The organism is Chryseobacterium sp. CS3K3.1 (assembly GCF_059515165.1).
Genome location: NZ_JCAKRV010000001.1, coordinates 193,273 through 207,383, shown reverse-complemented (window position 1 = coordinate 207,383; position 14,111 = coordinate 193,273). Strand labels below are relative to the sequence as shown.

At 37.0% G+C, this 14,111-nt stretch carries 14 protein-coding genes; 4 read left to right on the top strand and 10 right to left on the bottom strand.

Translation table 11 applies throughout. From position 1 onward, the window contains the following. Nucleotides 1-106 precede the first annotated feature (106 nt). The 5 genes from AC5YGI_RS00915 to AC5YGI_RS00895 form a co-directional block, all read right to left on the bottom strand. The gene (locus AC5YGI_RS00915) at nt 107-2,812 is read right to left on the bottom strand and encodes a TonB-dependent receptor domain-containing protein (RefSeq protein WP_496167297.1); all 2,706 of its coding nucleotides are present in this window, start codon (nt 2,810-2,812) and stop codon (nt 107-109) included. 67 nt (nt 2,813-2,879) lie between these two features. Next, on the bottom strand, nt 2,880-3,242 hold the full coding sequence (locus tag AC5YGI_RS00910) for a hypothetical protein (protein ID WP_330744962.1): 363 nt from the start codon (nt 3,240-3,242) through the stop codon (nt 2,880-2,882). A gap of 19 nt (nt 3,243-3,261) precedes the next feature. After that, nucleotides 3,262-3,906, bottom strand: a complete 645-nt coding sequence (locus tag AC5YGI_RS00905; protein WP_496167296.1) for a hypothetical protein — start codon at nt 3,904-3,906, stop codon at nt 3,262-3,264. Nucleotides 3,907-3,984: 78 nt separating this feature from the next. Continuing rightward, nucleotides 3,985-4,671, bottom strand: coding sequence for a response regulator transcription factor (locus tag AC5YGI_RS00900; protein ID WP_002982671.1), 687 nt, complete (start codon nt 4,669-4,671; stop codon nt 3,985-3,987). A 159-nt stretch (nt 4,672-4,830) separates the two neighbouring features. After that, nucleotides 4,831-6,375, bottom strand: a complete 1,545-nt coding sequence (locus AC5YGI_RS00895) for a sensor histidine kinase (protein WP_062673264.1) — start codon at nt 6,373-6,375, stop codon at nt 4,831-4,833. Nucleotides 6,376-6,576: 201 nt separating this feature from the next. Between AC5YGI_RS00895 and AC5YGI_RS00890 the strand changes: the two genes are divergently transcribed. Continuing rightward, nucleotides 6,577-7,068 carry an SRPBCC family protein gene (locus AC5YGI_RS00890; RefSeq protein WP_454510878.1) on the top strand — a complete coding sequence of 164 codons (492 nt, stop codon included), beginning with the start codon at nt 6,577-6,579 and terminating at the stop codon, nt 7,066-7,068. A 115-nt stretch (nt 7,069-7,183) separates the two neighbouring features. Here AC5YGI_RS00890 and AC5YGI_RS00885 read toward each other — a convergent pair whose 3' ends face one another. The 5 genes from AC5YGI_RS00885 to AC5YGI_RS00865 form a co-directional block, all read right to left on the bottom strand. Next, nucleotides 7,184-7,522 carry a hypothetical protein gene (locus tag AC5YGI_RS00885; protein WP_120232485.1) on the bottom strand — a complete coding sequence of 113 codons (339 nt, stop codon included), beginning with the start codon at nt 7,520-7,522 and terminating at the stop codon, nt 7,184-7,186. Between the two features lie 163 nt (nt 7,523-7,685). Further along, nucleotides 7,686-7,931 (bottom strand): four helix bundle protein, encoded by a 246-nt coding sequence (locus tag AC5YGI_RS00880; protein WP_330744965.1) that lies wholly within the window; start codon nt 7,929-7,931, stop codon nt 7,686-7,688. 15 nt (nt 7,932-7,946) lie between these two features. Then, nucleotides 7,947-9,989 carry a S9 family peptidase gene (locus AC5YGI_RS00875; protein ID WP_330744966.1) on the bottom strand — a complete coding sequence of 681 codons (2,043 nt, stop codon included), beginning with the start codon at nt 9,987-9,989 and terminating at the stop codon, nt 7,947-7,949. 171 nt (nt 9,990-10,160) lie between these two features. Next, on the bottom strand, nt 10,161-10,901 hold the full coding sequence (locus AC5YGI_RS00870; protein WP_034691594.1) for a uroporphyrinogen-III synthase: 741 nt from the start codon (nt 10,899-10,901) through the stop codon (nt 10,161-10,163). 12 nt (nt 10,902-10,913) lie between these two features. Continuing rightward, entirely contained in the window at nt 10,914-11,582 is a 669-nt protein-coding gene (locus AC5YGI_RS00865) for a DUF4271 domain-containing protein (protein WP_330744967.1), read from the bottom strand. A 240-nt stretch (nt 11,583-11,822) separates the two neighbouring features. Here AC5YGI_RS00865 and AC5YGI_RS00860 point away from each other — a divergent pair, with 240 nt between their 5' ends. The 3 genes from AC5YGI_RS00860 (at nt 11,823) to tgt (ending at nt 14,110) form a co-directional block, all read left to right on the top strand. Further along, on the top strand, nt 11,823-12,539 hold the full coding sequence (locus AC5YGI_RS00860) for a polyprenol monophosphomannose synthase (protein WP_227941131.1): 717 nt from the start codon (nt 11,823-11,825) through the stop codon (nt 12,537-12,539). Between the two features lie 5 nt (nt 12,540-12,544). Continuing rightward, nucleotides 12,545-12,913 (top strand): DUF4296 domain-containing protein, encoded by a 369-nt coding sequence (locus tag AC5YGI_RS00855; protein WP_330744968.1) that lies wholly within the window; start codon nt 12,545-12,547, stop codon nt 12,911-12,913. Between the two features lie 66 nt (nt 12,914-12,979). Further along, a complete protein-coding gene (gene tgt / locus AC5YGI_RS00850; protein WP_306596454.1) occupies nt 12,980-14,110 on the top strand; it encodes a tRNA guanosine(34) transglycosylase Tgt in 1,131 nt (376 codons plus the stop codon). Nucleotide 14,111 lies beyond the last annotated feature (1 nt).

Here is a 14,111-nt window from a genome sequence, read left to right as displayed (position 1 = left end):
TTTCTGAAACCTATAAGGTTTTTGTGTATTCAGCTATTATCCTCAGTAAGATAAAACTTTACTTGGTTGTAGGTACACTCAGCATCATTCTTCCAGCTTCCAGCCTTTAAAACGTCACATCCAGTCCCACATAGAAGTTCGCCTTCATAATCGGAGCATATACCATTCCTCCATCAAAATAGCTTCCGAAAGGATTTTTAAAATCTACAATCGCATTTTTCTGATAGTAAGAAGTAAGGTTTTCTCCTCCTAAATAAGCCCTGATTTTTTTATTGAAATTTCTTGAAATCTGAGCATTAAGAACCGCATACGATTCCGAATACGTTGGCAGTTGAAACTCTGCCGGATTCGTTGAAGTATCAGGAAGTCTTTGCTTTCCAACCCAGTTTAAAGTCGTATCAAAACTCCAGAATCCGCCATTATCATTTTTATTGGTCGAATAGGCCAGGTTCACAAAACCTCTGTGCTTCGCCATAAAAGGAACTTCTCTTCTTCCGCCGATATAATCAGCCTGTACATCATAATATTTATAAGCAAGTCTTACTTCAAGATTTTTGACAGGCATGAAATCCCATTGGGTCTGGAATGAATTGGCAAAAGACTTTCCATCCAGATTATAAAATGTCAGTTGTTGAGGAGATTGATCCAGATCTACCAATACCTGATCCTGGAAATCTGTTCTGAAGAAGTCTGCAACAATGCTCGATTTTCTTCCGAATAACTTAAATTCCTGTTGTAAACTCGCCCCATAATTCCATGCGATTTCAGGTCTTAATCCATAAATATTTCCTCCGTTAGGTAAAATAGTAATCGCTCTGTTGGAAGCAAAATACTGCTGGCTTTCCGCAAAAACATTTGCAGTTCTGAATCCTCTTCCGGCAGAAAGTCTTAAAATAGTTTGAGGCGTAAAGTCATATTTAAAGTTCAATCTTGGCGTAAACTGGGTTCCTGCCAGATTGTGAAAATCTACTCTTGAACCCGCTACTAAAGTATATTTTAACCCTGTTAAAGTATATTCAGCAAAAATTCCCGGTACAATTTCATTTCTTCTCATATCATCCAGCAAATATGTTTCTTTATAACCGTCATATAAGAAACTTGCTCCAGCCTTATACTTATGGTTGGTATTTCCGATGATACTTTCAAAAATTAAATTGGAATAATATGTGTGTTGTTGTCCCGCATAATTTCTCAATCCGAAAAAGCTGTCCTGCTGGTGATACACATACTGGTTCATCCAGCCGATACTCTGGTAAGGTTTTCCTTTAAAAACATATCCTGTTTTGTTCCAGACCTGAAATCTTGAAATGTCGATTCCAACCCCATAAAAAGGCTGTTTGTCCTGACCCAGTTTTTTATCAAAACCAATCTGTCCTGCCGTTCTTTCATCCCTGATAAAATTAATTCCAAAGTGAGACCCGAATCCCGACTTTTCAAGGTCGTTATAATTCAACAAATACGCTGCATTGATCTGTGTTCCTTTCGGTCTGTCCAGAAAGCCGTCATCATTCATATCCGTATTCCCGAAAGTTCCGTTGCCGTGGAGAAGAAAGGTTTGCGACCATTTATCGTTGATAGGGGAAACATTGGTAATATTGATTTCTGCTCTTCCATTAAAATCAGAAAAAAGGTTCAGCGACGTTTCAGGTGTCTTGGCATTCTTCAGAAGTTCAGTGTTGATCTGTCCTGTGATGCTTTCATAGCCGTTCGTTACGGTACTTCCTCCTTTGGTAAGCTGAATACTTTCAATCCACCTTCCCGGGATAAAATTTAAGCCATATGCAGAAGCCAGACCTCTGATTTCAGGTAATTGTTCTTTTGTCAAACTCGTGTATTTCTGATCCAGACCAAGCATTTTCAGCTGTTTTGTTCCCGTAACCGCATTGCTGAAAGAAACATCTACCGTTGCATTGGTTTCGAAGCTTTCAGACAGATTACAGCAAGCGGCCTTTAACAGCTCTTTTTTATCAATATTAAAAACAAGTCCGGCTTCTTTCTTACTTAAAGCGGTCGCTGCCTTAGAACCTGTTACGACAACACCATCAATACTTTTTTCATGTTGAGAATGATCCTCTTTAGCTGGGGAAGTCTCATTGTCTTTATGGTCGTCATGCTTTGTTGCTTCTTCGTAATGAACCTTTGGATTAGGCTGCCCGAAAGTAAACTCTCTGTCATAAAGACAGCATCCCGGAAGTCCGTTGTAAACAGCATCTGAAGCTTTGTATTTTTCATTATCATGTCCTGCATCAGCAATAGCCTTTAAAATCTTATCTGATGAGGTTTTTGAAGGGTCAAAATGTAAAGTAACCGTTTGTTTCCCCGCATTCCATTCTGCAGTATCGGCACCGGCATCTTTGGATGCTTTTTCAATTCTGGCTTTACAAGAAGCACAGTTTCCTCTTACATAGAATTCATTCTCTTTTTTAGCGGAAATAGTAGCATCTGCATGGTGCTCATGGTTGGTTTCTGCCTGTGAAGGCTGCAGATCTCTGTCGTAATGACAACATCCCGGAAGTCCTTCATAGGTTGTATCAGAAGCCTTAAATTTCTCATTATCATGTCCTGCTTCTGCTACTTTTTTCAGAATATCATCAGCGGATGCTTTGTCTGTTTCAAAGGTTAATGTCTGAAGATCAATGGAGTACACTGCTGTTTTTGCGCCCGCTTTTTTAGCGGCACTTTCAATTCTTGTTTTGCACATTTCACAGTTCCCCTTTACCTTGAACTGATTTTTTGAAAGTGTTTGAGCAGATATACATTGTGTAAATAGGAATAATGCACCAAGTATGAACCTGGAAATATATAATTTCATTTTGTTTAAAGTTTTAATTAATTAAAAAACAGTTCATTATAAGGCATAATGAACCCATGGTATTTAATTAACCTATCTTGGGCGGTTGCCAGATTTCCTTCAAACGGTCTGAAAGATAAGGATCTGAATATTGAAACTGAGGATTCTTATTCGCTTTGTAATAAGACAGTTCCAGACGTAGATTTTTTGAAAAAGGGGTTTCAATAAAAGTATAGCAGGCAATGCATGATGAGCAGCAGTCATCATTACATGATTTTGTGTTATCATGTTTGCTGTCTTTTTTTGAAGAATGATTTTTACAGCAGTCCATTTTCTTGGAAGATTCTGCTTTACAGCATGTTTCCTGCATTTCCTGTGCATAGAAATAATCCTTGGGAATCAGAAAGACTCCCAGACAAAAAACTATGGCAAGTAGGTGAAACAGCTTCATCTCTGCAAAAATACAAAATTTATGGCAAAGGATCACCAACTTTTAGAGAGCAGCTGTGCCAGGGTTCTCCGTGTGCCGGGTTCAGTTTCGGTTTTTCTCCCATTGCGAGATTCTGTACTGCAGATGCAGGAGCCGGACTTGAAGTTGCTTGAACTGCATTTTGCACTGCCTGTGGCGCAGAAGCGGGCTTACTGTTTAAGGGCTGTCCCACGGGAATATCGCATCGGTGTCCAGGCTGTCCGTGTGGAGGATTCATTCCTGGTGCGGTTTTTACCTGCTTCCCGTTATTATCAAGGGTGATTTTTCCCGGTGATACAGCATTCGGATCAATCTGGATGGTATTGCCCCCGCTCACATTTACATTTTGTGTTGCAGGAGTGGCTGCGGCAGGTTGCCCATTCAAAGGTTGTCCTACCGGAATATCGCATCGGTGTCCCGGTTGCCCGTGTGGAGGATTCATTCCCGGAGCAGTGGTCATAGGAGCAGGAGCAGCGTTGGACTGGATGCCTGCCTGTTCCATCAGAGCGGTTTTTGAGGTGGTATTTAGAGCTACGTTGGGCTGGCCAGCGTTGGCTTCTTCTTTTAAGTAAGTAGCTCTTTCATCCTTTTTACAGGATGCAGCTAAGAGTGATACGGCGATCAAACCTATAAATGTATTCTTCATATCCATGGGTATGAAACAAAATTAGCAAAACATTTTCAATTGTTTTGCTAATTTTATACTTATAATTTGATTTTTGGATTAATTTTTTACCAAAAGTCTAAATCCTTCCCCGTGAACGTTGATGATTTCCAATCCTTCGTCGTCTTTTAATAACTTACGAAGCTTGGCAATATAAACGTCCATACTTCTTGCTGTAAAATAATTTTCTTTTTTCCAGATCTTTCTTAAAGCAAGATCTCTCGGCATGAAATCGTTTCTGTGAATGCAAAGAAGTTTTAATAATTCATTTTCTTTAGGAGAAAGTTTATATTCTTTATCACCTACTTTCAGCTGTCTCAGCATAGAGTCAAAGAAAATATTACTGATTTTGAACTGCTCCTGTTCCTCATTTTCCAAGGTAGAACTTCTCTGAAGAATTGCTTTTATTTTGTATAAAAGAAGCTCAGTATCAAAAGGTTTTGTAATATAATCATCAGCACCTAACTGATATCCCTTCAGGATATCTTCTCTCATGTTTCTTGCAGTAAGGAAAATGATAGGTGTATTTTTATCAATCTTTTTCACGTCTTCCGCTAATGAAAATCCGTCTTTTTTAGGCATCATTACGTCAAATATGCAGATATCGAATTCATTTTCTGTAAATTCTTTAAGTCCCTGCTCCCCGTCAGTGGCAAGAGTCACTTCAAAATTATTGATGGTCAAATAATCTTTAAGCACCGCCCCGAAACTCTGATCGTCCTCTACTAATAATATTCTGTTGCTCATAATTTTAATAATTAAAAATTAACAATTAAGAATGAACTTCCTCACTCTATCTTCTATATTTTGATATTTGGTTTAACTTTATAATTGATGAATGATCCTTGATAACTGATGTGAAAGAGATCTGTATCATTTATCGTTTATCATCTATCATTAATTTTTCTAGCTCATCGGCAGTTTTATCGTAAACGTACTTCCTTTTCCTTTATGAGAGTCTACAATAATCTGTCCTTTGTGCAGTTCTACAATTTTCTTAACATAAGAAAGTCCCAGTCCCTGGCCTTTTACGTTGTGAATATTTCCGGTTTCTTCCCTGAAGAATTTTTCGAAAATTTTGGTTTTATTCTGTGTATCCATTCCCATTCCTTTATCGGAAATTTCAATCACATACCAGTGTCCTTCATTTCTTGTTTCCACATGTATTTCCGGTGCTTCAGGAGAATATTTATTGGCATTATCCAGTAAGTTGACCAGCATATTGGAGATGTGGAATTCATCTATTTTAAAATTATACTGAGTGGCCGTGAACTTCTGCGTAAGGGTTCCATTCCTTTGTTGTACAATCAGGTTGAAAGATTCTGTCGTTTTTTTGATCAGCTCTCTTACGTTGGTCTCTTTTAAAAATAATTCCACTTCATTTCGCTCAAGCTTGGACATGTTAAGTACATTTTCCACCTGCTTTTTCATCCTTAAATTCTCCTGCTTGATCAGTTCGGAATAGTATTTTACCTTATCCGGATTGGTGGCAATTTTGTCATTAGCCAAAGAATCCGTGGCTACAGAAATGGTTGCCAATGGTGTCTTAAACTCGTGAGACATGTTGTTGATGAAGTCTGTTTTTACTTCAGCAAGTTTTTTCTGCCTCATCATATAATTGATGGAAATAATATAAATCCCAAGAATGGTAAGGAGAGAAAGGAATGTTCCCAAAAGCATCGGCCAGTTGTTCATCGCCAGGGAATATTCTTTTTTAGGAAATACCAGGGCAAGGCTGTATAATGTATTTTTCTTATCGGCAAACAGAGGAAAGCTGTAGGTATTACTGTCTTTCTTTTCTTTATAAGCCTTATTGGCAATGCTTGTAAGCTTATTATTACGATCCAGGACTCCATATCCGAACTTGGCAGTGATACCTCTTATTTTCAGTTCTTTGGCAATAACGGAGTCAAGGGTTTTCGGGTCTACTCTTTTAGTAATAGGAAGGTTGTTTCCATATACTTTCACAAACTCTTTCATGGAATAATCTCCCGTCTCAATTTCCTGATTGATATCTTGCGTTAAAAGTTCGCGATTGGTGGTATCTCTTTTTATTTTATAAGCAGCTTCGTCTGTATACAAAGTCGTCAGCTTGATAGAATCTCCTTTTTGAGAAATAGGCAGCTGCGTTTTTTCAATAATATTTTTGGAATAAATAATCTGTCTTTGAGTACCGGAGTCTTCTACTTGCTGAATGGTAGTTAAAGACGGCTGTTTGCTGTTCGCAAGAATGTTTTTTCTGAAATCTTTATAATCCTGATTCAGGTATTTGTCAGCTTCAATCTCTTCAATACTTTTTGAAGTACTTTCCAAAACCGCATACACTTTATTTGAAAAATCCTGTTCCAGTACGCCATAATAGCCTTTCAACCAATAAAATTGGAGCGTTACAAAGACAATCAGTGAGATCGTCATAAACACTGAAATTATTGGGATGAATTTGTTATTCATTATTTAAAATATATATGTTTTGGAAAAATGAATGTTAAAATTAATTTTTTTAAGAGTACATAAACAAAAAACGAGCCAAAAAATTGTTTTTTTTTTCTTAAAAGAGTGTTTTTTAACAATTATTTATGAATTATCTTTTACTTGTCATATGAAAAGTCCTTTCAATAAATAAAATGCTAACTTTAATAAAAATAAATATATATGGAATCTACGATCATTTTCAACAAAGATTTTGATGCATCAAGTGCTTATGTTATGAAGATTTTTAAGGCTGATGTTTCAACCGTATGGAACTATTTTACACAAGCAAGATTATTGGATCAATGGTGGGGACCTAAACCGTGGAAATGTGAAACGGTAAGTCAGGATTTCAAGGAAGGAGGCATCTGGATGTACACAATGGTAGGTCCAAACGGTGAAAAAGGACCTATGTATGCTCAAACTCAATATGGAGAAATTACAGAACATAGAAGTCTTGACTGGATGAGTGCTTTCTGTGATGAAAAAGGCAATATCAATGAAGACTTCCCAAGGTCAAAATGGCTGATTGGCTTTACCGGAGTGGAGGAAGGAACTAAAGTAACCATCAATATCCATTACCATTCTCCTGAAGTGATGAAAAAGCTTATGGATATGGGATTTGAAGAAGGCTTTAAAATAGGACTGAATCAATTGGAAGAATTGATTGGATGATTTTGAAAATGTAAAAAGCACTTATTTATAAAAAAGAGGATTTTCCATTGGAAAACCCTCTTTTTATTTATCGCCAGGGATTAACTTCCTGCTTCCATCTTCACGCTTCCTGCTTTTACAAAAGCTCTTCTTCCTGAAAGTACTGTATAATCGCCTTTTTCATAAGCAAAGTCTGCTCATTAGGCTTGAGTTCCGGAAGTTCTTCCACAGTTTCAAAGTGGGGCCATCCGTCTTCATAGTGGGTAAATTTATAATATCCAAAAGGCTCAAGCAATCTGCAGACTGCAATATGAATCAGGTTTACCTTGTCTTCTTTCGTATATTTTTGCTGGCCGCTTCCCAGTTCCTGCAACCCTATCAGAAATAAAAGGGTTTCAATGGGCGGGTTCTTCTCTGTCTGGAAATTGTCTTCAAAGAATTGTTCTATTTTTTTCCAGTATTCAGCTTCGTTCATATAATTGATAAATGATGATTAATAATTGATCTTGTTAACGTTTTAATTCTTCACCTAATTTCTTTTTATAAGCAGAGGTTACTTTCAAAATTTCACTGGCTTCGTTAATAAGAATATCTAAATTTTCTTTTTTTAGTATATGGAGTTCATCTATTAACTCCAGTCAGAATAAAGTTTCGTCAGCTTCTTCTACAACAATGCATATTTTGGAATATTTTTCTTTGGTAGATCTGGCTCTGCACATTGCTCTATAGTTGCTTGCTGTGGATGAAACAGATCTGAAAACTTGTTTCCTTATATTTGATATTTTATCAGAATATGAAATATCAGACAACTCATTAATGATTGCAATGGTTAAAGATTTAGTCTTTTGTGCAAACATCTGGTTGTAGTTGTTGTCCATACTCATATCAATTATCTTTTATCAATTATCATTTATCTTTAAAAGAAACGCATACTCCAGTGCATCTTCTTTCAGAGATTCAAATCTTCCGCTTGCCCCTCCATGTCCGGAGCTCATATCAGTTTTGAAGATTAAAATATTATTGTCCGTTTTTAATTCTCTTAATTTGGCGGTCCATTTTGCAGGCTCCCAGTATTGTACCTGAGAATCATGGAATCCTGTAGTGATCAGCATATGAGGATAATCTTTCGCTTCTACATTATCATAAGGAGAGTAGTCTTTCATGTAATGATAGTATTCCTTATCATTAGGATTTCCCCACTCATCATATTCTCCGGTTGTCAAAGGAATCGTATCATCCAGCATGGTTGTAACAACATCTACAAAAGGTACCTGTGCCACAATTCCGTTGAATAACTGAGGTTCATAATTTACCACAGCGCCTACCAGCAATCCGCCGGCACTTCCTCCCATCGCATACATGTGTTTTGATGAAGTATAATTTTCCCTGATCAGGTATTTTCCGGCATCAATAAAATCAAAAAATGTATTTTTCTTAAACAGCATCTTCCCGTCTTCATACCATTCTCTTCCCAGATATTCTCCACCACGGATGTGAGCAATAGCATAAATAAATCCTCTATCCAGCAAAGACAATCTTACATTGGAAAAGCTGGCATCAACAGTATGTCCGTAGCTTCCATATCCATATAAAAGAAGCGGAGTGTCAGGTGATTTCTTAGTGTCTTTATGATAAACCAGGGAAATAGGAACTTTTGTCTTTCCATCTCTTGAATCTGCCCAGATTCTCTCCGAAATATAATTTTCAGGAGCAAACTTTCCACCCAAAACTTCCTGTTGTTTCAGAAGTTTTGTCGTCTTTTCCTTCATGTTGTACTCATACGTGGAACTAGGCTGTGTAAGGGAAGTATATCCATAGCGTAAAATTTCCGTATCAAATTCCAGATTGATCCCGATATAAGCTGTATAAGTAGGATCGGAGAAAGGTAAGTAGTAAGACTCCTGTGTTTTCTCGTCAATGATTTTGATCTGAAGCAATCCTCTTTCTCTTTCCTCAAGAACCAGATAATCTTTAAAGATCTCAAAACCTTCCAGTAAAACTTCTGCACGGTGCGGAATCACATCAACCCAGTTTTCCATGCTGCAGTTATCAATCTTTGCCTTTACAATCTTGAAATTGATCGCATCATCCGCATTGGTAATGATATAAAATTCGTCTTCATAATGCTCTACTGAATATTCAAGATCATCTATCCTTGGCTGGATCACCGTCCATTCTGCAAATACATTGTCTGAAGGAATAAAACGATGTTCATCCGAAATAGTGCTTGAGCTTGCAATGAAAATATACTCTAATGATTTTGTCTTAAATACATTGACATCAAAAGTCTCATCTTCTTCATGGAAAATCAGAACATCTTCCGCTGAATCTGTTCCCAGCTTGTGCCTGTATACCTGAAATGCACGAAGGCTTTTGTCTTTTCTGATGTAAAAAATATGCTGGTTATCATTTGCCCAAACGGCTTTCCCTGTAGTATTAGGGATCGTATCCGGCAAAATTTCTCCTGTCTTTAAATTTTTAAAATTAAGCGTATAAATTCTTCTTCCTACATCATCTGAAGAAAAAGAAGCCAGTTCGTTATTGGGGCTTACTGCTACACTTCCTACTTCAAAAAACTCTTTGCCGTCTGCCAGAATATTAACGTCAAGTACAATTTCCTCATCATTCTCAAGGCTTTTGTACTTTCTGCAGAAGATAGGATATTCTTTGCCCTCTTCATAACGCACAATATACCAGTACTCATTAAAGAAATAAGGCAGAGACTCATCGTCCTTTTTGTAGCGGGCTTTCATCTCTTCGAAAAGCTCTTCCTGAAGAGCTTCCGTATCTTTCATGATGAATTCTTCGTAGGCATTTTCCTCCTCAATGTATTGGATCACTTCAGGGTTTTCCCTTTCATTCAGCCAAAAGTAATTATCAGTTCTTCTATCGCCGTGTTTTTCTAATATTTTTTCAATTTTTTTTGCCTGTGGAGCTTTCATCCGGGGTATTTTTATTTTTTTATTGCATAGAATGTTCTTATACTTTTTCTTCTGAAAGTAAGTAATTTAACCAGAAATCCTTTCAATATTAATTTTTGTTCAAATTTAGGTAAAAAAAAACCATCTTTCCTTTATTGAAAAGATGGTTCACTGTATTTTTATAATTAAAGACTATTTGTGAAGTGCTTTAATATACTTTTCAAGGGCCATTGTCATAGAAGGAGTTTCCTTCGTTGGTGCCATTAAATCTACTTTTAATCCTGCTTCTTCCGCAGCTGCCAAAGTCGTGTTTCCGAAAACTCCGATCTTTGTTTCATCCTGCTTGAAGTCAGGAAAATTTTGTTGCAGTGATTTGATTCCCTGCGGGCTGAAGAAAATCAGCATGTCATAATCTTTGACATTGATATCCGTAAGGTCGCTGCATACGGTACGGTACATAATTGCTCTTGTCCAGTCTACATTAGATGCATCCATGGTTTTTACAATATCCGGGCTCAAAACATCTGAAGATGGCAGCAGATATTTTTCAGTCGGGAATTTTTTGAAAAGAGGAAGCAGGTCTGAGAAGTTCTTCTCCCCAAAGCTGATTTTTCTTTTTCTGTACACGATATGCTTTTGAAGATAGTTGGCAATTGCTTCCGACTGGCAGATGTATCTCATCGTATCCGGAACGGCAAAACGCAATTCCTCTGCTAATCTGAAGTAATGGTCAATCGCATTTTTACTGGTAAAAATAATACCGGTATACTGCGTCAGATCTATTTTCTGTGTTCTGAGCTCTTTATTGTCAACCCCTTCGACGTGGATAAATGGACGGAAATCAATCTTTATTTTTTCCTTCTTCGCTATATCCAGATATGGAGAAGACTCACTAGGCGCTGGTTGAGAAACCAATATAGACTTTATTCTCATCATTGACTTTTATTAAAAAAATAACAACTTCCAAAGCAATAATAATGGTGCGATTTGGAGGGTGCAAATATACAAAAATTTATAATACCATTTTTCAGGAAGAATCTTGTTCTTGTGAAATAAATAGAAAAAGACTTTGAAAATGAATACAAAAGCGAAGAAGCAGAAATAATATAAAAACATTTTATTTCTGTCTATCGGGAAGTAATAATGGGCTACACAAAGAATTATTAACAAAAATGAAAGAATAAAATAGAACTTTGTGGAGGTAAAATAAAAAATAGTCCATTTTTTTCCATCCCCTATACTTTGGTAAAATAAAAAACCTAATGTTGATTTTACTAAATAAAAAAACAGCACTGCCAGCAAAGTATAACCCAATTTATTAAGCTGATATCCCAAAAGCTGAAGATCCGCAATATATTTCGGTACTACAGGAACATACTGTGAAATTAATACAGACAGAGTAAGTGTAGTCACACAGGAGGTGATGATCCAGCTGGGAAGGTTGTTGCTTGCATCAAAATATTTCTGAAGCAGAAAATCTCTGAGACTGGCATCTCTTTCTATGACGTTCATCATAAAAACGTATAAAAATATACAGCCCACAAGGATAAAGATTACCCAATCATTATTTTCAGGTATTCTTACGTGATTGATGAAGTGTTGTGATGATGGCAAAATTTAATTTTTTTATTTATTATTTAACTTCAGATAACACAGCCCGGCACAGATTTTCCTGTCACAGGATCCATGAATCTGCAGTTAAAATATTTGCTCTCATCGATTTTACGTATTGTTCAGATCTGTTGAATAAAAGGATCTGTTTCATCCGCTTAATCCCCGAGAAATATTTTTGCAAAATTATAGATTATTTTGTATAAAATAAAAAGGTTAAATAAACTATCTTTGCAAACTGAAATGAAAAAACTCGTCATCATCCCAACCTATAACGAAAAGGAAAATATTGAAAATATTATTTCCGCGGTTTTTGCATTGGAGGATGACTTTCATATCTTAGTAGTAGATGATTCTTCTCCCGACGGAACAGCAGAAGTTGTAAAAGAATTGCAGAAGAAATATCCGCATTATCTCCACTTGTCAGTAAGACATGTGAAAGATGGACTGGGAAAGGCTTATATTCATGGATTTAAATGGGCCATCGAAAATAAATATGATTATATTTTTGAGATGGATGCCGATTTTTCACACAATCCTAACGATCTGCCGAAACTTTTTGAAGCCTGCAGAAATGCAGATATGGCCATCGGATCCCGTTATTCAAAGGGAGTAAATGTAGTGAACTGGCCCATGGGAAGAGTACTGCTTTCTTACTTCGCCTCAAAATATGTACGGTTTGTACTAGGCCTTCCTATTCATGATACCACAGCAGGATTTGTCTGCTTTTCAAGAAAAGTACTGGAAGAGATAGGATTGGATAATGTAAAACTGAAAGGATACGGATTCCAGATTGAAATGAAATTCAGAGCTTTTAAAAAAGGTTTCAGAATTGTAGAAGTTCCTATTATATTTACCAACAGGATTTTAGGAGAAAGTAAAATGAACGGCGGAATTATCCATGAAGCAGTTTTTGGAGTATTGAACTTAAAATGGAAATCAATCATCAACAGATTATGAAACTGATGAAAAAGTTAATCTTTATTTTCGTTTTGCTGGGCCTGTTTTCGTGCGGCGATTATATTGATAAGCCCAAAAATCTGGTCGATAAAGGTTTGATGGCAGAAATCATTGCCGATCTTGCGATCAACGATCAGGCTATCTTTATCTATCCTGACAAAAATATGGAAGCGGGGACAAGAGCTGTCTTGAAATCACATAAGGTCGCACCTGATGATTTTGTTAACAGTTTCAAATACTATGTAATTAAAGAAGAAATGGACGGGATCGCTAATGACGCACAGGAAATATTGCTGAAAAAAGATCCCAAAGCAGATAAATATGTGAAGGATAAGCTGAAACAGAATGGTGCTGTAATGCCTGTAGTAAGGTAAAATGGACACAGAAGTTTCTGCGATACAAAAAATCACTGGTAAAACAGTGTATAAACAAGTATAAAGATGAAATTTTTTAATATAGAAAAAACCTCTGAAGGAAAAGCAAGAGCAGGGGAAATTACCACAGATCACGGGAAGATTCAAACTCCTATTTTTATGCCTGTGGGAACTGTAGCAAGTGTAAAGACAGTTCATCAGAGAGAATTAAAAGAAGACATTAAAGCTCAGATTATTCTGGGAAATACTTATCACCTTTACCTTCGTCCGGGCATGGAAACGATGCAGGATGCAGGTGGTTTACACAAATTCATGAACTGGGATCTTCCTATCCTTACTGATTCTGGAGGTTTTCAGGTATTTTCATTGGCAAGCAACAGAAAGATGACAGAAGAAGGTGCGAGATTCAAATCTCACATCGACGGAAGTTACCACATGTTCTCTCCGGAAAGATCAATGGAAATTCAAAGACAGATCGGAGCCGATATTTTCATGGCTTTTGATGAATGTACACCTTACCCTTGTGATTACAACCAGGCAAAATCATCGATGGAGCTTACCCACCGCTGGCTGAAAAGATGTATTGAATGGACGAATGATAATCCTGAATTATACGGACATAAGCAAAGACTTTTCCCGATTGTTCAGGGATCTACCTATTCTGATCTTAGAAAAATCTCTGCAGAAGTGATTTCCGAAGCAGGGGCAGAAGGGAACGCGATCGGAGGACTTTCTGTTGGAGAGCCTGAAGAAGAAATGTACAGAATCACTGATGAAGTGACAGATATCCTTCCAAAAGAGAAACCAAGATACCTGATGGGAGTAGGAACTCCGTGGAATATCCTTGAATCGATCGGGCTGGGAATTGATATGATGGATTGCGTAATGCCTACAAGAAATGCAAGAAATGCAATGCTTTTCACATGGCAAGGGGTGATGAACCTTAAAAATGAAAAATGGAAACGCGATTTTTCGCCTTTGGATGAATTTGGAACCAGTTTTGTAGATCGTGAATATTCAAAAGCGTATCTTCGCCACCTGTTTGTATCTAAAGAATATCTGGCAAAACAGATTGCTTCGATTCATAACCTTGCATTCTATCTCGATTTGGTAAAAGTAGCCAGAGAACATATTATGGCAGGTGATTTCTACGAATGGAAAAACTCTGTAGTACCGGTTCTCAGACAAAGACTGTAAA